Genomic DNA, 20981 nt, shown 5'->3' with positions numbered 1-20981 from the left:
TACATTTCATGGAAAAGAAGAGAATTCATTCTGCATTAATTTCAGTTTATCATAAGGAAGGTTTAGATCTTGTTGCTAAATTAATGCACCAACTTGGCATTGTCATTTATTCAACTGGTGGCACGAAAGATTATCTCGAATCATTAGAAATTCCAGTTGTAGCCGTAGAAGAAATAACCGATTATCCATCCATCTTAGGCGGTAGAGTAAAAACATTACATCCAAAAGTTTTTGGTGGTATATTGGCAATTCGAAATGAAGACCATTTAAGTCAATTAGCTCATTTTCAAATACCTATGTTGGATTTGGTGGTGGTTGATTTATATCCTTTTAAAGAGACTTTGGAGCGCTCTGATAACGAGGCTGAGATCATAGAAAAGATTGATATCGGCGGGATTTCGCTTATTCGGGCAGCAGCTAAAAATTATCAGGATGTGGTTGTGATCCCTTCATCAGAACAATATCCGGTACTTTATCAAATCATTCAAAATAATGCGATTTCAACTTTAAATGAACGCAAAAGCCTTGCAGCTAAGGCATTTGAAATCAGTAGTTTGTATGATCAATGGATTCATGGATACTTTACGGGCGCTCCTTTTGAAAAGGAAACTCCACTTCGTTATGGAGAGAATCCACATCAATCAGCATCATTTATAGGTAATCTTTCAGAGTGCCTTGAGATTTTATCAGGCAAGGAATTGTCTTATAATAATATACTAGATGTAGATTCTGCAATAAATTTGATGCGTGAATTTAAAGATAGCGCCTTTTGTTTTGCCATTTTAAAACACACAAATGTTTGCGGAATTGCCATTCGCCAAAATCTGTTGCAAGCCTGGACAGATGCTTTAGCAGGAGACCCTATTTCAGCGTTTGGAGGAATTTTAATTTGTAATCGAAACGTTGATCTGATAACTGCAGAAAGAATCCAGGAGCTTTTTTATGAAGTTCTGATTGCACCGGGTTTTGATCCTGATGTAGTGAAGTTATTGAGTGCTAAAAAGAATCGAATTCTTATAAAATTAAATAAATATCCAGAAGTTAAATTCACAATTCGAAGTGCAATTAATGGTAAAATCAAGCAAGAGCTGGATTTACACATAACTAAAAAGGAGGAATTAAAACTAGTTACCACAATTGCTGCAACGAAAGAGCAGCTTAATGATCTTTTATTTGCGGTTATTTGTGCAAAACATTTAAAATCAAATGCTATTAGCCTTGTGAAAGACCAACAATTAATTGGAATGGGTTGTGGACAAACCTCCAGAGTAGATGCCTGCAAACAAGCGATAGAGAAAGCAAGGGTCATGGGATTTTTGCCAGAAGGTGCTGTAATGGCCTCTGAAGCTTTTTTTCCATTTCCAGATTGTGTAGAATTAGCAGCAGAAGCGGGGATTAAAGCAATAATTCAACCAGGAGGTTCCGTTAATGATGATAAGAGTATACAAAAAGCTAATGAAAAAGGTTTAGCGATGGTTTTTTCAGGAATCAGACACTTTAAACATTAATGGGAAGAAACTTATGTATTGATATCGGTAATAGCCGTATCAAAATGGCACTTTTTGAAGAAGGCAAAGTTCAGAATTTTAGCGTTTTTAACGATCATTCAGACAATGATATTTCAAAATGGATTAGTGCAAATAATTTTGAAAAAGCTATTTACTCTTCGGTTATTAAATCCAGTCCACCCTGGTTAAATTTATTATCGGCCAATGTGGAGTTGCTTCAATTAAATGCAGCGGTAAAGACACCGCTGAAAATTCATTATAAAACACCGGAAACGCTTGGTTCGGATAGAGTTGCAGCAATGGTTGGCGCGATGTCATTCTCGGAAAATATGCCTCTTTTCGTTGTGAATGCCGGTACTTGCATAACCTATGATTTAGTAAACCAGCATGCAGAATTTGTAGGCGGAAATATAGCACCTGGATTAGACATGCGTTGTAAAGCTATGCACACGTTTACAGAGCGACTACCAGAAATTAAATTTCACGATCCAGGTTCATCTTTTTTAGGTTACGATACCATAAGTGCTATGCAAAATGGTGCATTACAAGGAGTTGTGTTAGAAATCGAAGGTTATTATAACAAATTAAAGAAAAATTATCTTGAATTAAAGTGTATTATTACTGGAGGAAATGCAGCTTTTTTGGTAAATCACTTGAAAATTGGCATTTTTGCGGAACCTTATCTTGTTTTGAAAGGCTTAAACACTATCTTAAATTATCAATGAAGCAATTTAATGTTCTCGTAATTACTGCAATAATTGCATTTTTTACCAATAGTTTATCAGCTCAAAATACCGAAAATAGTCCACTATCTAGATATGGTGTTGGTGATTTGAAAGCAATGTCAACAGGTTGGATGTCTGGAATGGCAAATGCTGGAACTGCGTATATCTCCGACCAACTTTACAATCCTTTAAATCCAGCAGCATCGTCTTTTTTAAAACAAACAGATTTTGAACTCGGAATTTTTGCAAAGTACAATAGTTTAAAAGATAATAATAATCATAAAATTCAAGATTGGTCTGGAAGCTTAAATAATATTAGCATGGCGATTCCATTGCGGAATTCCATTAATGAGATTCTGGATCGTAAAAAATATAACCATTCCTATGCAATTCAATTTGGATTGACCCCATATTCTTCTGTTGGTTATCGATCTGAGTTAGTAGACTCATCTGATAAATCGAATCGTTTGGATCGTTTTTTACAAGGAGATGGTTTAATTAATTCTTTTAACCTAGGAGGTTCTTATCGGTATAAAAATGTAGCTATAGGATTGCAATTAAACTACTTATTTGGAAATTTAAATTATAATCAAAATGTTTTATTTTCAAGTATTCCAGCTGTTTATGATTCTTATTTGAATGACAAAGTTCATATCCGGGGATGGAAACCTTCAGTTGGATTTTTGTATCGGAAAATTATAAATCAAAAAGAAGTTGAAAAAGATAACTCAGTTAGAAAAAAGATGTTTTCTGCCGGGCTTGTTATAAATCTACCTTCAAATTATACTGGATATTATTCAGGGCTTCATGTGACCCGATTTAGTGAGAATATTGCAGTTGTTGATACTGTTCTTTATGTCAATGAGCGAAAAGAAAAAGGTTCCTTACCCTTTGGTTTTAAGGCTGGAGTTTATTATACACATAAAGAAAAATATGGGCTGATGGGTTCATTCAATTTTGAAGACTGGCAATCTGCAGAATTTACAGAGGGCATTCTCGGTTCGACAAAAGCCACTAGTCAATTTCTAGTTGGAGGTTGGTATAAGCCTGGTCAAAGTGATTTCGATAAATTCATAAAGAAGTCGATCTATCGCTTTGGTGCATATTTAGGAAATGATTACCGGTCGATTGGAAGTAATGAAGCAAAAAGTTATGGACTTACATTGGGTTGGGGATATCCTATTTTATTTTTAAGGCAAGACGCGATGGTCCATATAAATTTTGATGTAGGAAATCGAACATTGGAGAACCAAATAACAGGATTAAAACCTTTAAGTGAAACATACTTTATGATTCATTTTGGAATCAGCATTAATGATAATGAATGGTTTCTTAAACGCCGTTATAATTAAAATTCCAGAATTAGAAGTGAATTAAATTGTATGGATGAACGATCGTTTTTCACGTTTCTCTAATGCTTAAAAATAATTTTCAATAAATATATCTTAATATGCTGATATTCAAAAGTATATATTGATTTTACCAACTATTTTTGAGTATTATACCTATTATACAAGATCGCAAATTATTTGGCTTTTAGGCTAAACTGCTGAAGCATTCAAGGTGTTACAAGGGTATAAATTCAGCTTTCAATGTTACAATTTTATCCACTAGTTCCTGAGCAATTCTTTGTTGAGCATCCAATGTGGAAGCCCCAATATGAGGGCTTATGGAGATGAATGGGTTTTTTAAGATTTCAGCATTAATATTTGGTTCGTTTTCAAATACATCGAGACCAACTGCTCTTACAATACCTGAATCTATAGCTTGTAGTAAAGCGATTTCATTAATGTTTTCTCCACGTGATGTGTTTATAATACAGACTCCTTTCTTCATTTGTAAAAACTGGAATTCATCTAATATCTTATTTCCATTATACGGGGAATGGATACTTATATAATCAGCCTGTTTTAAACCAATCTCCAGGGAAACAAGTTTAATATTGATTTTGAATGCTTGTTCTGCAATATTAAATGCTATCTCTGCTCGTTCAATAAATGGATCTGTGGCAATTACATGCATCCCATTTCCGATTGCCATCTTTGCTAATTCTCTTCCAATCCGTCCCATTCCGATTAATAAAAGGGTTCTACCCTGAAGTTCATAGGAATTTGATAATCGTTTTTTAAGGTCAATAAAAGACTCTTTATCAATCATGGAACGGTTACTAATTTGTAAACTTCGGCTGATACATAAAATATGCGCCATGGCTAGTTCAGCTACTGATCTGGAGGAAGAGGCTGGGGTGTTAATTACCAGAATACCACGGTTTTGAGCATGAGAAACATCAATATTGTCCAGGCCAACACCGCCTCTGGCTATAAACTTTAATTTTGGACATAAATCCATAAGATCAGCACGCACTTTAGTGGCACTTCGCACGATTATTCCATCATATAATGGTAAATTGATTTTAAGTTCTTCTGGATTAAAATGTTTTACATCAACTATAAAACCTTGATTTTGAAGTGCTTTTATTCCAGATTCTTCAAGACCATCACTTATTAACAGCTTCCAACTCATTGAACAAAATTAAAAAAGAAATCCATCCCCAAGGTGTTGAGGATGGATTGCTTTTTCAATAGAATGCTGTTTTCTATTTATTTTCTGCGTTGTGCTCTTAAAATGGCAATTCTTTTTTCAGTTTCAGATGCTAATAAACGATGAGCATCTGCATGATTATTATCTTTTGCTAAGTCACGTGCACATTTACCCATTTTATTTTCATTCATTGGATTTGCTCCTGCAGTCAGTAAAGCTTCAATGATTTCAACATTTCCGCCAACTGCAGCAAACATTAGTGCATCCTGAAATTCTACTTTTGCATTGACCTGAGCTCCCCGATTTAAAAGTAAGCTCACCATTTCTGGTTGTGCTTTTAGTGCTGCATAGCTTAAAGGGGTCATTTTTTGATCATTTATAGTAATGACACTATTTACATCATGACCTGAATTAATCCATTCTTTTACAAATCGGGTATCCATTTTATCAATAGCATTTTGGATAGACTCTTGACTATTTCCAACCAGGATAAACCCTAATAAAGCAATAAAACTAAAGTATATTTTTTTCATAATCGTTTTTAAATTGATATTGTTCTACACCTCTAAGATACCATAACTATTCCAAATGCTGCCTTTTGAAACAATATTTTCATTTATTTTAAGATATTTTTGCCAAATTCCTTAATTGTTCATTTAATTCAATTTGGTTTTTCAATATTGTATTTAAGGGATGCTTTAGTTCGGGGTCCTTTTTTAATATCGCCTCTGCCATTCTTCGGGCGGCGTACAGAATTTTTTGATCAATCATAATATCGGCAATTTTTAATTGCATTAAGCCACTTTGTTGTTTTCCTTCCAAATCACCAGGGCCCCTAAGCCTCAAATCTTCTTCGGCAATTAAAAATCCATCGTTGGTTTTACACATTATTTGAATTCTAGCTTTTGCATCGGGACTAAGATGGTCAGCTGTCATTAGAATACAATAAGATTGATCAGAGCCCCGACCCACACGACCTCTTAACTGATGCAACTGTGAAAGCCCAAATCGCTCTGCATTTTCAATTACCATGAGGCTTGCATTGGGCACATTGACGCCTACTTCAATGACCGTTGTTGCAACCATAATCTGGGTAATGCCCTTAATAAAACGTTGCATTTCGGACTCTTTATCTTTAGGCCTTAGTCTGCCATGTACTACAGAAATTTGATATTTTGGGATTGGAAAGTATTCTAATAGTTTTTCATAACCCAATTCTAGATTTTCTAAATCTAGTTTTTCAGATTCTTCTATCAGTGGAAATACAAAATATATTTGGCGGCCTTGTTTAATTTCAGTCTCCATAAATTGAACTAATTTTCCGCGAAGAATTTCAGTAAAATGGAGTGTCTTAATTGGCTTGCGGTCTGGCGGTAACTCATCAATAATGGAAACATCAAGATCACCATATAAACTCATTGCCAAGGTTCTGGGAATAGGCGTTGCGGTCATTACCAATACATGCGGCAAAAAAGGTTTTGATTTTGCCCAAAGTCTGGCTCGTTGTTCTACTCCAAAGCGATGTTGTTCATCGATCACGACCAAACCTAGATTTTTAAATTGTACGGAATCTTCCAATACCGCATGTGTGCCAATTAATATAGATAAATTTCCTTCTTTTAAATTGGTTAATAGCGTATCCCGTTCCTTGCCTTTGATATTCGAAGTAAGCAATGCGCAAGTATATTTGCTAGGTTCAAGCAAGGTTTTTATGGTTTGAAGATGTTGCATTGCAAGAACTTCGGTAGGGGCCATAATGACACATTGAAACCCTTGGGTATTTGCTAAAAGCATTACCAATAATGCGATAATTGTCTTGCCACTACCGACGTCACCTTGTAACAAGCGGTTCATCTGTTTTCCGGTCGTTAAATCAATTTGAATTTCAGCAAGCACTTTGTTTTGAGCATTCGTTAATTGAAAAGGTAGATGCTCATTATAAAACCTAAGAAATTCCTCATTTTGAGATTGTATGACATAACCAATGCTTTTGTTTTTTCTAATAAGCATAGCTTGTAACATGCGCAATTGCATAAAAAAAAGTTCCTCAAATTTTAATCTTTGTTGTGCGCGTTTTAAAGCAAATTCACTTTTTGGAAAATGAATATTATATAAACAATCATAGCGTGATTGTAATCGAAATTTATGTAGAATGTAATCAGGAAGGGTTTCTACAAATTGACTTTCTTCCAATGTTTGAAAAACTTGCAATAAAATTCTTCTGAATCCTTTTGTATCAAGCCCTTTTGAATTAAGTTTTTCGTTACTTGAATACACTGGATCCCATCGGAGGGCTATTTCATTTTGATTCTGATTTAAAAGTTCGATTTCAGGATGTGCAATGCTCTTTTGATAGCCAGCGATGTTTATCTTTCCATATACAATATACTCTTTTCCCTGAATGAGCTTTTGTAATATCCATTGATAGTTTTGAAACCACATTAATTCAACAGAACCCGATTCATCTTCAAGAAAACCAATCATTCGTTTGGATTTACCAAATCCTTTTTCTTCTAGCCAGTTAAGGATCCCTTTAATTTGAATATACTGACCATCTGTTTTCGCTTCGGCAATGGGTGTAATTTTTGATTTGTCAATATAGCGAAATGGGTAATAATGAATTAAGTCACTTAAGATTTGGATATTAAGTTGCTCCCGAAGAATTGAACCTTTATTGGGTCCAATTCCTTTTACATATTCAATAGGGTTGTTTAAATTTAATTTGGTATAGCTCATATTTGCCGACGAGCATGCAAAATAAGCTGGATTCTAATTAATTTTAAATAGTTTTGACACAGATTAAGTATAATTCTATGGAAAGCATTAGACAGAAGCAGGTTGGAGAATTAATTCGAAGACAATTTAGTATGGTTTTAATTGCAGAAGGTCAATATGTCTACGGCACGAAAGCTCTTGTGACAGTTACCCAGGTTATGATGAGTCCCGATCTTGCCTTGGCTAAAATTTATTTAAGTATTTTTAATATAGACAACAAGCAAGAAGTTTTACATCTCCTGGAAGAGCATTATGCGCGTTTAAAGCAAGCCTTGCACAGTCGTTTGAAAAAGCAAATTCGAGCAATGCCTGAAATGAAATTCTACATAGATGATACCATGGATGAAGTCTATAAAGTGGAGGCTTTATTTAAAAAATTTGATACCAACACTCCCAATTCGTAATCAGGCTATATAAGCTTTGAATCAAATTAGGTTCATTTATTAATTGAAGTGCGATCAAGAATATGATAACAAGCTAATCTAGTCGGGATTCAAGGCGCTTCAATGCAGTTTGGAGAGAAAGCCTTTTCAGCTTATTAAAAACTTCATTTCTTTTTGCTTAACAATTCCTGATTTTAAGCTTTTGGTATTGGAGATCCATGAGGGTCAATTTCCGGGTATCCGAGTTGTTCATCTAGGCGGTGTAGATCTTCTTCCGAAAGATGGTGTTCAATATCTTCTGCATCGTTATGAATTTGATCCTCATTTAATCCTAACTCTTCCACTAGAAATGTTTCCCAGAGCCGATGCGCCCGAATCAATTGGTTGGCTCTATAAATTCCAGTTTCTGTTATTAGAAAAGTATCGTTGGTTTTAACAAACAGATTGAGTTTTACTAATCTTTGCATCCATTTGGACAATGAATGTTTTGAGTTGCCAGTTAATTCGGCCAATTGATCTAATGAATAGGGTAAGCTTTTGCCCGATTTATACGAGCGTTTTAATAGATCTTCAATAAGAATTCTTTGTTGAAGATTTTTTCGTGCTTGCCATCGTGGTATAAATCCTCTTTTTGGAGCTGTCAAAGCAATTATTGCATAGATGAACGTAGTCATGACGGCCATAGAAGGCCCCACTGGAAAATCAAAGGCAATCGATAAAATGAGGCCTAGAATTGCAGATAAAGAACCTAAGAAACTAGCCCAAATTAAAACTTTTGATAAACGGTCGGCCAATAGGAGCGCAGCAGAAGCCGGTGTAATCAACATAGAGACGACTAATATTACGCCTACGCTTCGCAAAGATGCAACAACAACAAGAGATAATAATAACATTAATAAATAATGAATTCGAGGAGCTCGAATTCCCATAGTGCCAGCTAAAACGGGTTGAAATGTAGTTATGAATAACTGTCTGTAAAATATTATTATAACAGACACCACGAGCACAGCCATCGTAGCAGTCATAATTAAATCTTCCTGAGAAACAGAAAGCAGGTTTCCAAATAGAAAATCCTTTAAGTCTAAATGAACCCCTTGTTTGCCACTAATCCAGGAGATACCAATGATGCCTAAAGAAAACATAAATGTAAAAATGATACCAATTGCAGCGTCATTTTTTACTCTTACTTTTTGTTGTAACCAAGTAATCATAAAAGCAGAAAGGAGTCCCGCTAATACGGATCCAATAAAAAACCCAAGCGTTGAATACCCAGCGATAATAAACGCTAATACAATACCGGGTAAAATTGCATGGGACAATGCGTCTCCTATCATAGCCATATTTCGAAGAACTATAAAGCAACCTAATAGCCCACACATCGTACCTACCAACATAGATATCACTAAGCAACGAATGCCTAAATCGGATTGAAAAAATTCAATGAGATAGTTAAATGTGTCATTCATTTGAATCTATTTGTGATTCAAAGGTACCAAAAATATAATTTAGATTAGTCTAAATTATATTTTTTATTATACAAAAGATTGCTGGAGATTATTTTGGTCTACCAAGACTGTCCTGGCTATTTTTTGATTTAAGGAAGTTTTGAAAGAAATCAACCCCTTCATTACTAATCAAATTTGCTCCGATTTGCTTACCTTCTTTATCTAAAAACACCAAGGCATTGCATCCATTTTTATAATACAAATCCATTTCCTGTATGATTTCTCCATTATTTTGAAACATTAGGTGCGCTTCAGGGGCACACATATTGGTTAAATTACCGGCATCATCAGTTACAAAGGAAAGTATAATTGCTACGGATTGCGGATTATCAAAGCTCATGGACACATTTACATCCTTTTTTAAAGAAATCAGGTCAATACTAGTACAGACTTTATTGATTTCCGTAATTTTATCTGCAGGAAATGCATTTAAATCAACTTTTTTACCAGAATTTGGGCTGCTATTGGAATTCTTATTTCCATCTGTTTTACACGAAACAAACATCATCAAAACAAAGCAGATTAGAATTGAAGTTCTCATAAACACATTATTAATGTCCATTAATTAAATTTAAAATTGAAGCCCAAAGATATAAAATAACTAATCATATTGACTTGTCTATTCAATTTGTAATACTCATATAAAGAAGTGAATGAACGGGAATATTTTGCCGTGATTCCCCAATTCCGAGAATAATAATAGGTTGTTCCTACAACCCAACTTAGATCATTTTTATTGAAATCTTCATCAACCCCGCTATAACTGCTGCTTGAAATCAACCGTCCCACAGAAAGTCCACCAAAAAAATGCATTCTATAATACTCCTTTTCTGCTTCTACATTCAGCCAATCTTTAATAACCAAAAGAACCGGTATATCTATATAATTTAAGTTAAATTTAATTTGCTGTATATCATTTTTGGTACTTAGACTCCCTCTTTGATTAAATGAAAAATCGATTTCCAAATCTATCGTTTTAGAAAGTCTCGCTCGTCCATAAAGCCCCAATTCAAAGCCAGGTTTATGAAAACCGAAAATATCATCTCCATCAATTTGGGATAGGGTGCCTGCAAATTTTAAGCCACCTCCAAATCGCTGTGCATGAAGGATATTTATGAAAACCAGGGTTCCAAAAATAAAAATTCCAATTTTTTTAATCATAGCTCAAATGTAATTGTTTAATACATAACGTGCCATTTCATGAATTCTTTATATCTTTTTTTTATTATACATTAAACAATTATTATTAGGCTGTAACATATTTAATTTTTAATAATAAACGTTTTTATTATAGCTTTACGCCAGTTTGGTAAGAGACGATTTGAAGCCATATGAAATATACCAGAAATAACCTCAAGAAGTTAGAAGACCTTTGTGCAGAGTTGTCCTATAAAGTGCGTTATGAACAGGGGCATTTTCAATCCGGATATTGTATCGTATCCTCTAGAAATATTATTGTTATCAATAAATTTTTTGATTTGGAAGGCCGGATGAACTGTATCCTGGATTTATTACCAGAATTGAAAATACAATTGGAAGATATTTCCGATGAAACGAAATCTTTGTACTATAAAGCAATTTCCTTGCGTTCTTTGCAAGAATCAGTAGTTTGATAATCCGATTTTTAGGCACCGGTACCTCTCAGGGAATTCCCGTAATTAATTGTACATGCAAAGTATGTACATCACTGGACACTAGAAATAGTAGACTCCGATCATCACTTTGGGTACAAACCGATAAAAATTCAATCTTAATTGATATTGGTCCGGATTTTAGACAACAGGCACTTGCCAATGGAATTAAACGATTAGATGCTATTTTATTGACCCATGAGCATGCAGATCATACCGCTGGGATGGATGATATCCGCCCAATTTGTTTTGAAATGGGACATAAAATTCCGCTTTTTTCAGAAGCGCGTGTACTTTTAGATATCCAAAAGCGATTTTATTATATTTTTGGAGAAAATAATTATCCTGGCTTGCCTCAACTGGAGTTAAGAGAAATCATAGCAGATCAGCCCTTTTTAATTAATAGCGAGCCCATACTTCCAATTCGTATTTGGCATGGAACACTTGGTGTCCTGGCATTTCAAATTGGAACGTTGGTTTATATTACCGATGCAAAACATATTGATGAAGCTGGAATTGAAAAAATGAAACATTGTGAAGTATTGGTCATAAATGCACTTCGTCATAAAGAACACCATAGTCATTTAAATCTTACGCAAGCAATAGATATAATACATAAAATACAACCAAAACAGAGCTTTTTGACGCATATCAGTCATCAATTAGGGCTCCACCATGAAGTGGAAGAAATTCTTGAGCCGGATATCCGTTTAGCTTATGATGGTTTAGTAATTTCCATATAAAATGAATTTATTAAATTTAGAATCAAGCCCTTATTTATTGCAACACAAAGACAATCCTGTGCATTGGCAGGCATGGTCCAAAGAGGTATTAGCAAAAGCAAGAGCGCAACATAAGCTGATTCTGGTGAGCATTGGTTATTCTACCTGTCATTGGTGCCATGTAATGGCTCATGAATCATTTGAAGATCCATTGACAGCTGAAATTATGAACGCTCATTTTATAAATGTAAAAATAGATAGAGAAGAAAGGCCAGATCTTGATCATTATTTTATGGATGCTATTCAAGCAATGGGTGTTTCTGGCGGTTGGCCCTTGCATTGTTTTTTAAGCCCGGAAGGAATTCCATTTTTTGGAGGAACTTATTTCCCACCGGTACCAAAATATGGCAGACCTTCCTGGAATCAGTTGCTCATGTCAATTCAAAACACGTTTGTTGAAAAAGAAAGTCACATCCTGGAACAGGCAAAAACAATTGGGGATCACTTAAAGAAGTTGCAACTCAGTAAGCACCCAAAAAACCTACCCTCTGAAGCTGTTGATCTCCATGCTGTTTTACAAAAACTTCAAGTATCCATGGATGTTGAACATGGTGGTTTCGGTTCACACCCAAAGTTTCCAAATACACAAGCTCTTCAATTATTGTTTTTTATCTACTATAAGACAAGAAATCAGGAGGCATTGGACCATGCTTTAAAATCCTTGTTTAAAATGTGCCAGGGTGGTATTTACGATCATATCGCAGGAGGTTTTTGCAGATATTCTGTTGATGAATCCTGGAACGTTCCACATTTTGAAAAAATGTTGTACGATCATGCTCAAATTATGAAAGTACTTTCGGTCTATTATCAAATTCGTAAAAGTCCTTTTATTAAAAGTATAGCGGATCAATCGTTCTCTTTTTTCGAAAGCAACTTGATGGATCCAAATGGATTATTTTATGCTGCCATGGATGCAGATTCAGAAGGGGAGGAAGGTAGTTTTTATATTTGGAAGGAAGAACTTTTAAAGAAAATTTTAGGTGGTGACTATCAGGTCTTTAGAAAGAGTTACACCATGACAAGCCTGGATCATTTAAATACTGATAAAAAAGTGTTGCGATTGATTGACAACTTAATTTCGGATGTGGCCATAAAGGAATCTTTGGATCTCAATTCAGAATCTTTATTAAAATTGAAAGCGCATCGTGAACTTCGGGAAAAGCCTTCTATAGATCATAAAATGATAGTATCCTGGAATGCAATGCTGGTAACAGCCTATGTATCCTGGTATAAGTTTACCGGAGAAGTACAGTATAAAACAAAAGCAGTGAATTTAATGGAGAGCATACGAGCTCAGGTATTTTATACAGAGAATGAACTTTGTAGATATGTAATCGATGGAGTAAAGAAAGGATCTGGTTTTTTAGAAGATTATGGATACACCATTGAAGCCTTGATTGAAATCTATTCGATGGACATGGAATTACATTATTATAACACTGCAAAACGCTTATTTGATGCTGTTTTGATTGCATTTAAAAATCAGGACTCGTTCCTTTTAAATATGGCATCTAATGCTTATCCGGATTTTAATCACAGCATTGTCGATTGGGCTGAAACAAGCTATCCGAACCCTAATGCAGTATTTTGTAAAATGGCAAAGTACTTTTATGAATGTACTTTAGAAACTAAATATCAGCTTCAATCCATTGGAATGCAGAATGAAATTAAAACACAGGCTTTGCAACATCCACTGCATATGGCATCCTGGGTTCAACTTGCCATTGAAAATGACCTTGGATCTGGAACTATAAAACTTAAGTCGAATGCTGAATACATTGACATCTGTAGTTTATGTTTTTTACCTGACTTTATTAGGATTCCTTTAAAAGATAATTTTTCTGGAATTCAAATTTGTTATTCTAATCAATGTTATCCTGCACAGGAGAATCCTAAAGATGTCGTATCTTTAATATCTAAATTAAATTTAGGCGTTGTATAAGATTCCACAAATTCTAAGTTGCGTTTTATTGGTACTCAGCCTTTTGCGGGGGTTCGGGCAACAAACTCCATTAAGTACCCTGATTTATAAAGATAAATATCGTATTAACCCGGCCTATGCAGGTTTGGAAGGAACCCTTTTTGCATCTGGGATCTATCGAAATCAATGGCAAAATTTTGAAGGTAATCCTCAAACTATGGACATTTCATTTAATTGTCCATTATATCGGTTTGGAAGTGGAATGGGAATTACATTTGGACAAGATAAATTAGGCATCCAAAAAAATCATTATGTTAAGCCAAGTATAAATAAAGTTTGGAAATCAAGTACTTGGTTAGTTTCCATTGGATTGCAATCAGAATTTTATTGGTTTAGTTTAAATTCGAATGCAGTAAGAACTCCACAAGGAGAATATCAAGGTGGAAATTTAGATCATAAGGATAATCAAATTTCTAATTTGAATGGAAGCATAAACCTAATGGATCTTGGACTTTCATGTTTTGTTCAACGGGGTCCATTTGAATTGGGAATTGCGATTGAAAAGCTTTTAGAATCCAAAAAGGATGAAATGGTTTTTCCCTGGCAAAACAATAGGACAGTCAAAGGATTCATGGGAGCTCAATTTGACTGGTTTTCAATAAATTTTATAGAGCAAATTGTGGTTCTATCAGATTTCAAACAAAGTCAAATTGATTTTTTTTCAGGGTTTGAATATAATGGCAACATTTTTGGAGGTGTACATGTAAGAGGTTACAATGGTAATTCCTTTGAATCTTTAGGCGTTTCTTTTGGATTTTCATTGAGTAAACAGCTTAAAATGGCATATGGCCATGAGTTTTATATGGGTTCAATTCCACAGCAATTAAATGGGGGAAGTCAAGAGTTAGGAATTTTTTATAACTTTGGGAGAGCATTTGGATTAGGAAAAGCTCCTAAAATAATACATAGTCCTAGATATTCTGATTGAATTTAATAGTTTTGCAGGGTAGAAAATTGATACAATCTAAAAAAGATTTAATTGTAATACAATATTTACCAGACAAATAGAGTTCGCATTGTTAACAGTAGGGCAAAAAATATTCGGCAAAAAAAAAAATTAGTAAAACTTTTTTTTATGTCTTATATTTACGCCACTTTTTATAAAGACAAAGTAGGTAAATTTCAATAAAGATGAGAAAATTGAATCTCTATCTTGCGGCGTTAATGCTATTATTAATGGCATCCTGCGGCAAGAATAAGCAAGAAGGTCAGGTAACAGGTGTTATTGACCGTCCCAAGTGGGGAGGTATTAATCCTTATGGGATGGTTTATGTGCCCAGTGGCACCTTAACGATTGGCCAGAGTGACCAGGATTTCTTTAATACCATGGTCCAACCACAAAAATCCATTTCTATTTCAGGCTTTTTTATGGATGACACCGAAATCACAAATAACGAATATCGGCAATTTGTGTATTTTGTTAAGGATGAATTAGCACATAAAGCTTTAGGTCATTTTGTGGAAGGAGAAGATGGTCAAACGGAAGAAGTTGACTGGGAACAAGAAATAGATTGGGAAGACGAAACCCTGAATGACTTATATTTCCAAGGTGCAGATGCCTATAAAGGAGTGAAAGAACTGGATTCCCGTAAATTTGTTTATGAATGGGAATGGAAAGATTGGCAAAAAGCTGCACATGTGAGGGATATAAAACGATCTGCAATAATCAATAAGGAAAAAACGAATATTTATCCGGATACCTTATGCTGGGTAAGAGACTTTGCATATTCTTATAATGAACCGATGACTCGGAACTATTTTAGCCATCCTGCTTATGATGACTATCCAGTTGTAGGTATTACCTGGAAACAAGGTCGTGCATTCTGTTATTGGAGAACTTCTATATGGAATAAATTCAAAGCAGAGGAAGAACCAAATTCTGAAGAATTCAGATTGCCAACAGAACATGAATGGGAATGGGCAGCTAGAGGTGGAAGAGAACAAGCTCCATTTCCGTGGGGTGCGTATTATCCAAGAAATGCAAAAGGATGTTTACTTGCCAATTTCAAACCAGGTCGTGGAAACTATCCTGAAGATGGCGGTTATTATACAGTAAAAGGAGATGCCTATTTCCCAAATGAATATGGGCTCTATAATATGTCCGGTAACGTAGCAGAGTGGACGGAATCAGCGTATTCTGATAATGCACATATTATAATGCATGATCAGAATCCTGATATCAAATACGATGCGAAAGCAGAAGACCCAGAATCTTATAAAAGAAAAGTAATTCGCGGTGGTTCCTGGAAAGACGTTGCATATTATTTGCATACAAGTACTCGTAACTGGGAATTTCAGGATACTTCTAAATCTTATATAGGATTCCGTTGTGTATTAGCATTCTTGGGTAGATCCGAGAATGATTTCAGATAATAAATGATGTTCATTAAAGGTGGGGGAAAGATGAAAATCTTTCTGTCATCTATATTATTATTCACAAACAATTTTCTCTAAACTCATAAAAAAATTTCAACAATGGCTATTTACAAACAAAATTGGTTTAAATACCTTAAAAATTTGGTGATCGGTGTTGGTGCATCTGTCGTTATGTTGGGTGCATTATATAAAATCATGTCCTGGGAAGGAGGAGATGCTATGATTACTGCAGGTCTGGTAACAGAAGCTATCTTATTCTTCGTACTTGGGGTTATTCCACCAGATAAAGATTATTATTGGGATAAATTATACCCAGGATTAGGTGAAGCTGAATCAAGAATTAATCCGTTAACAGAAGGACCCATGAAAGGTGGTTCCCGTCCAGCAAATGGAGAAGTAGTTGAAAACCAATTAGGAGGAATGCTTTCAGAATTACAAATTATGTCAAAAAGTTTGGGTTCTTTAAAAGCATTACAAGAAGTTGATTTTAGTAAAACAAGCGATCAAGTAAAAGCAATGGGTAACTTTTATGCTCGTTTAAATGATGCAATGTCTGAAATGAGTGCATCTTTAGAAGACACAAAAAATTATAAAGATCAGGTTGCTGCTTTAAACAAAAATTTGACAAATCTAAATTCTGTATACGGAAATATTCTTTCTGCTTACAAGAATATGGGTGGTCATTAATTATTATTTAGAAATCTAATTTATATAACCAATAAATAGAATAAAATATGTCAATTCCTAAGCAGCCGCGCCAGCTCATGATTAACATCATGTATCTGGTACTTACAGCGCTTCTGGCATTGAACGTTTCTGCGGAGATTTTCAATGCATTCAAGCTGGTAAATAAGGGCTTGGAACAATCCAATGCTTCTTTGGATCAATCCAATGGCGCATTACCTGAATCAATTAAGAAAAGAGCCTTAGCTAAACCAGAATTTGCAAGATTTTCAGAAAGGGCACCATTAGCAGTTCAATACGGAGATGAATTTGCAGCATATATTAAAAGTGTTGTTGATGACCTTATAGATAAGTCTGGCAATATGAACGGCTCCGTAGATGAAGGCGATTATGTGGTCGTTGGCGATCATAAAGATATGAAAGGAAAGAAAAACAAAGATGTTACCACGAGAATCATGGTAAATGGTGGAAGAGGTCTCGAGCTTAAAAATAAAATTTTAGAGTATAGAGGTAAATTTCTTTCATTGATTGATGATACCGTTAGAACATCAATGGAAAATGAAATTGCTTTAAGTATAGATGACGAAACTTGGAGACATTCAAAAAACAAAAAGAGCTGGGAAGAGTTTACTTTTAAAATGATGCCATTAGGTGCTTGCCAACCAATTTTTACAAAATTTATTAATGATGCCAAAGCTTCAGAGAATGCAGTTTTGAATCATTTTAGCAAAAGATTGGGTGGTGAAGACGTCGTTTTAGATAAATTCACTGTAATTTCTTCACCTAAGAAGAATTATGTAATTAAAGGAGAGCCCTTTGAAACCGCGATTTCATTAGCTGCGTCAACCTCAAAATCTACGAATACAAAGGTTAGCCTTTCTGTAAATGGTACAGGCTTAGCGGTTAATAATGAGGGTGAAGCTCTTTGGAGAACAGTTCCAGGGGATGTTGGTATAAAAAAATATACTGCAGTTGCTTCTGTAACAAATCCAGTTACACAAAAAACAGATACCTATCGTAAAGAATTCGAATTTGAAGTTGGAGAACGTTCTTGTAACGTTGCTGCTGAAAAAATGAACGTATTCTATATCGGTGTTGAAAACCCAGTTGCAATTTCTGCTGCAGGTATTCCATCTGCACAATTAAATGTTGCTGCAACAGGTGGTGGTATCAATCTGGCTAAGCAAGGCACTGGCAAGTATGTTGCAACCGTTAGTGCTCCAGGTGAGGCAAATATTACTTTAAGTGGTGGTGGCTTACAAGCTACTTCTTTTAAGTTTCGTGTGAAAAGAATTCCAACTCCGGTACCTATGCTAAGTGATAAACGAGGTGGTGCAATGGCAAATGGAGTTTTTAAAGCACAAGCTGGTGTAATTCCTGTATTAGAAGGTTTTGAATTTGATGCAAAATGTCAAATTCAAGCATATAATGTGGTAAGGGTTGCACCTAGACAAGATGCACAGATCGTAGCTAACACAGGTGGGCGTTTTTCACCTCAGGCTATTACGTTGATCAATTCAGCAAAACCTGGTGATCGTTACTTGTTTGAAGGTATTAAAGGGAGATGTCCTGGAGATGTTGCAGCTCGTGATCTTGGTGATATGTCATTTCAAATTAAATAAAAATTTTGATTCATGTATAAGTTCAGGATTTCATTTTTAGTGTTCTTGCTTTTTACAGTGCTTAATATCAATTTAATAGCACAGACAGAAGAAGAAAAAACGGAAGCTAGTGAAGAAGAAGAGGATTCCGGCTACCTTGACGATATTGTTGATCGTTCTTTAATAAAGGACCAACGAATATTGGATTACCAACCGATTCGGGAAGCTGATATCGTTTGGGATAAAAGGATCTGGAGAGTCATTGATGTGAGAGAGAAAATGAATTTGCCCTTCGTCTATCCTGTAAGACCATTCTTCCAAATTCTGATTCAAGCTGCTGAAAATGGAGATATTAAAATCTTCAATGAAGACAATTTTAAAAAGTTTGTAACTGGCGAACAGTTAGATAAATTATTGCACCGGGTAGATACTGTTGTAGTAATGGATCCTGATACCTATGTTGAAACCGTTCAAATACGTAAATCTGATATCAACTTTAATGATATTAAAACATATCGTATAAAGGAAATGTGGTATTTCAATAAACAAACATCTCGCTTGGAATGTAGGTTGTTAGGAATAGCGCCTATTAAAGATGAGTATGATGATGCTGGACTTTTGAAATATACCTTACCTATGTTTTGGATTTATTATCCAGAAGCACGTAAGTTATTAGCTCGTGAAAAAGTATTTAACGATCAAAATGATGCAGCACCTGGTACTTGGGCAGATGTATTTGATGAGCGTTTTTTCTCTAGCTATATTATTAAAGAATCAAACGTACAGGATAATCGTTTGACAGATATCTTTAAAGGTGAAAATGATGGTGTTAAATTATTATTGGAATCAGAAAAGATTAAAAATGAAATATTAAATAGAGAACATGATCTTTGGACTTATTAATTCTGAAGCTTATTCTTAAAAATAAAAGGCTGCTTTTTGATTAAAGCAGCCTTTTATTTTTATATTAAGTAGCCATCCATAAATAAAGTTAATCCATTGCCATTTATGGCCGACCATTAAATATAAATGGCTTCTTTAACTTTGATAAAAATGCCAATTCTTGGAAAGGAACACTGTATTTCTCTAAAATTCGATGTAAGGCAAAACGAGTCAAATGCTATTGCAAGTGTGCAGTATTTTTAATGTCGAATTCATTCTGCATGTTCTTATGTTGCTGCTTATGAAGTTCATAAATTAGCAATATCAAGACAATGGTATATTCTAAATAAAGCAATATTGGCTCATAATTTATAAAATATGAATCATATCTGGCATATGAAAAAAGAATCAGAAAACTCCAGGCGAAACTGGAAAGTGGAAATACAAAGCAACTCAAAAAGAGAATCGGGGTAATATACCAAGGGTGCACAGTGGAACTAAAAATCAAATAAAAAAATAGAATCAACCAAGCATGTTTAAATGAAAAAAAACTTTTATTAGATACCCAATTATAAGTCAAAATGACACTATAAATTAATAGAAAAATGGACATTAAATAGATTCCTATTTTTGGTTTTAGCAAATACCATTTATGAATATCAAAGTAATTGGAAATAGGTCCGTATAGCAAGGAGTTAAATTCAAATTGATGAAAATACAATCCCATGCTTTTTTGATAACCATAAAGACCAGGAATTAAATAAGCTATAAATAACAGTGTAGGAAATAGGAAGCCAATTATTATTAAAATATTATATTTTTTAAAGAAAGGCCATTGAATAAATAGTGGTAATAATAAAAGCGAAGTCAGCTTTGAAATAAAAGAAAATCCAATGGATAAACCGCTCAGAAATACTTTGCTATGAAGCGTATAGTATATACTCAAAGCTAGAAATAGTATTAGAAATACTTCAAAATGCAAATTGTTATTGAGTTCCATTATGCAAAGTGGATTCCCAAAAAACAAGAGGATATATTTTAGAGGACGCTTTAGCTGCCTTAATATTTTAATACTAAAAAACAGAATTCCAAGATCCGCTATGAGTACAAATAGTTTTAAAATAATACTAAAAATATGCAAATGAGTCCCTGCGATTTTTGCACTTATGCAGAATATCAATTGACTTAATAGAGGATAAACGGTATGATACTCCGGTGAGTTAAGCTGATTATATTGAGCTTGCAAAGCATCTCCTAAATGCTGAGAATGGTATTGAATTAATATTTCTGCAGGAGTCCATAAATATGGATTAATGCCATGGGAGCTCAAGTAACCATCCCACCAGAATCTATAGAAATCATTTGAAAGATTTGGAATTGCAAAGATAAGTGTCAGTTTTATAAGGATTATAAACTGTATAAACCGGAACGTTGTCTGTTCTTGTAGTTGTCTAGAATACAATATGTAAAAACTAATAGATGCAATGAAACCTGGCATCAATATAGAGACCAAGGAGTCTTGGACAGAATAATAACTCAGGTAAATGATCGAACCTGCATAAGCAAAAATCATTATAGGAAATGTAGATTTCCTAAGATTCATAACT

Annotated in this window: 19 protein-coding genes; 12 read left to right on the top strand and 7 right to left on the bottom strand. The window is 34.5% G+C overall.

The features are described from left to right. Positions 1-8: 8 nt before the first annotated feature. From purH to IPO86_12425, 3 genes are read left to right on the top strand one after another with little or no spacing between them, the layout of a single operon-like run. The gene (gene purH / locus IPO86_12435) at positions 9-1508 is read left to right on the top strand and encodes a bifunctional phosphoribosylaminoimidazolecarboxamide formyltransferase/IMP cyclohydrolase (GenBank protein ID MBK9728914.1); all 1500 of its coding nucleotides are present in this window, start codon (positions 9-11) and stop codon (positions 1506-1508) included. Beyond that, positions 1508-2233, top strand: a complete 726-nt coding sequence (locus tag IPO86_12430) for a type III pantothenate kinase (protein MBK9728913.1) — start codon at positions 1508-1510, stop codon at positions 2231-2233. Before purH ends, IPO86_12430 begins: the two co-directional genes overlap by 1 nt. Beyond that, positions 2230-3585, top strand: coding sequence for a hypothetical protein (locus IPO86_12425; protein ID MBK9728912.1), 1356 nt, complete (start codon positions 2230-2232; stop codon positions 3583-3585). Before IPO86_12430 ends, IPO86_12425 begins: the two co-directional genes overlap by 4 nt. A gap of 214 nt (positions 3586-3799) precedes the next feature. Here IPO86_12425 and IPO86_12420 read toward each other — a convergent pair whose 3' ends face one another. The 3 genes from IPO86_12420 to recG form a co-directional block, all read right to left on the bottom strand. Next, positions 3800-4756, bottom strand: a complete 957-nt coding sequence (locus tag IPO86_12420) for a 3-phosphoglycerate dehydrogenase (GenBank protein MBK9728911.1) — start codon at positions 4754-4756, stop codon at positions 3800-3802. Between the two features lie 77 nt (positions 4757-4833). After that, positions 4834-5307: an ankyrin repeat domain-containing protein gene (locus IPO86_12415; protein MBK9728910.1), complete on the bottom strand. Its 474-nt coding sequence runs from the start codon at positions 5305-5307 to the stop codon at positions 4834-4836. An 88-nt stretch (positions 5308-5395) separates the two neighbouring features. Next, the gene (gene recG, locus IPO86_12410) at positions 5396-7510 is read right to left on the bottom strand and encodes an ATP-dependent DNA helicase RecG (GenBank protein ID MBK9728909.1); all 2115 of its coding nucleotides are present in this window, start codon (positions 7508-7510) and stop codon (positions 5396-5398) included. Between the two features lie 77 nt (positions 7511-7587). Here recG and rbfA point away from each other — a divergent pair, with 77 nt between their 5' ends. Then, the gene (gene rbfA / locus IPO86_12405) at positions 7588-7953 is read left to right on the top strand and encodes a 30S ribosome-binding factor RbfA (GenBank protein MBK9728908.1); all 366 of its coding nucleotides are present in this window, start codon (positions 7588-7590) and stop codon (positions 7951-7953) included. A gap of 173 nt (positions 7954-8126) precedes the next feature. Here rbfA and IPO86_12400 read toward each other — a convergent pair whose 3' ends face one another. The 3 genes from IPO86_12400 to IPO86_12390 all read right to left on the bottom strand — a co-directional run bounded on the left by IPO86_12400 (position 8127) and on the right by IPO86_12390 (position 10598). Beyond that, entirely contained in the window at positions 8127-9398 is a 1272-nt protein-coding gene (locus tag IPO86_12400) for a metal ABC transporter permease (protein MBK9728907.1), read from the bottom strand. 88 nt (positions 9399-9486) lie between these two features. Further along, complete coding sequence (locus tag IPO86_12395; GenBank protein ID MBK9728906.1) at positions 9487-9978, bottom strand: hypothetical protein; 492 nt, start codon at positions 9976-9978, stop codon at positions 9487-9489. A 20-nt stretch (positions 9979-9998) separates the two neighbouring features. Continuing rightward, positions 9999-10598, bottom strand: coding sequence for a PorT family protein (locus tag IPO86_12390; protein MBK9728905.1), 600 nt, complete (start codon positions 10596-10598; stop codon positions 9999-10001). 170 nt (positions 10599-10768) lie between these two features. Between IPO86_12390 and IPO86_12385 the strand changes: the two genes are divergently transcribed. The 8 genes from IPO86_12385 to gldN all read left to right on the top strand — a co-directional run bounded on the left by IPO86_12385 (position 10769) and on the right by gldN (position 19395). After that, positions 10769-11050 carry a hypothetical protein gene (locus IPO86_12385; GenBank protein ID MBK9728904.1) on the top strand — a complete coding sequence of 94 codons (282 nt, stop codon included), beginning with the start codon at positions 10769-10771 and terminating at the stop codon, positions 11048-11050. Then, on the top strand, positions 11047-11811 hold the full coding sequence (locus IPO86_12380) for an MBL fold metallo-hydrolase (protein MBK9728903.1): 765 nt from the start codon (positions 11047-11049) through the stop codon (positions 11809-11811). Before IPO86_12385 ends, IPO86_12380 begins: the two co-directional genes overlap by 4 nt. A gap of 1 nt (position 11812) precedes the next feature. Then, complete coding sequence (locus tag IPO86_12375; GenBank protein MBK9728902.1) at positions 11813-13792, top strand: thioredoxin domain-containing protein; 1980 nt, start codon at positions 11813-11815, stop codon at positions 13790-13792. Next, on the top strand, positions 13785-14759 hold the full coding sequence (locus IPO86_12370) for a PorP/SprF family type IX secretion system membrane protein (protein MBK9728901.1): 975 nt from the start codon (positions 13785-13787) through the stop codon (positions 14757-14759). The genes IPO86_12375 and IPO86_12370 overlap by 8 nt, the downstream gene beginning before the upstream one ends. 203 nt (positions 14760-14962) lie before the next feature. Further along, on the top strand, positions 14963-16204 hold the full coding sequence (locus IPO86_12365) for an SUMF1/EgtB/PvdO family nonheme iron enzyme (GenBank protein ID MBK9728900.1): 1242 nt from the start codon (positions 14963-14965) through the stop codon (positions 16202-16204). 102 nt (positions 16205-16306) lie between these two features. Continuing rightward, positions 16307-16894 (top strand): gliding motility protein GldL, encoded by a 588-nt coding sequence (gene gldL, locus IPO86_12360; GenBank protein ID MBK9728899.1) that lies wholly within the window; start codon positions 16307-16309, stop codon positions 16892-16894. Positions 16895-16941: 47 nt separating this feature from the next. After that, positions 16942-18513: a hypothetical protein gene (locus IPO86_12355; protein ID MBK9728898.1), complete on the top strand. Its 1572-nt coding sequence runs from the start codon at positions 16942-16944 to the stop codon at positions 18511-18513. Positions 18514-18525: 12 nt separating this feature from the next. Then, the gene (gene gldN / locus IPO86_12350) at positions 18526-19395 is read left to right on the top strand and encodes a gliding motility protein GldN (protein ID MBK9728897.1); all 870 of its coding nucleotides are present in this window, start codon (positions 18526-18528) and stop codon (positions 19393-19395) included. Positions 19396-19612: 217 nt separating this feature from the next. On the opposite strand, the gene IPO86_12345 is transcribed toward gldN, so the two are convergent. Further along, positions 19613-20977: a hypothetical protein gene (locus IPO86_12345; protein MBK9728896.1), complete on the bottom strand. Its 1365-nt coding sequence runs from the start codon at positions 20975-20977 to the stop codon at positions 19613-19615. Positions 20978-20981 lie beyond the last annotated feature (4 nt).

The sequence above is a fragment of the Saprospiraceae bacterium genome (genome assembly GCA_016717265.1).
Lineage (GTDB): Bacteria > Bacteroidota > Bacteroidia > Chitinophagales > Saprospiraceae > Vicinibacter.
Note: the sequence above shows the minus strand (reverse complement) of the source record. Positions and strands in the feature narration are given on the sequence as shown.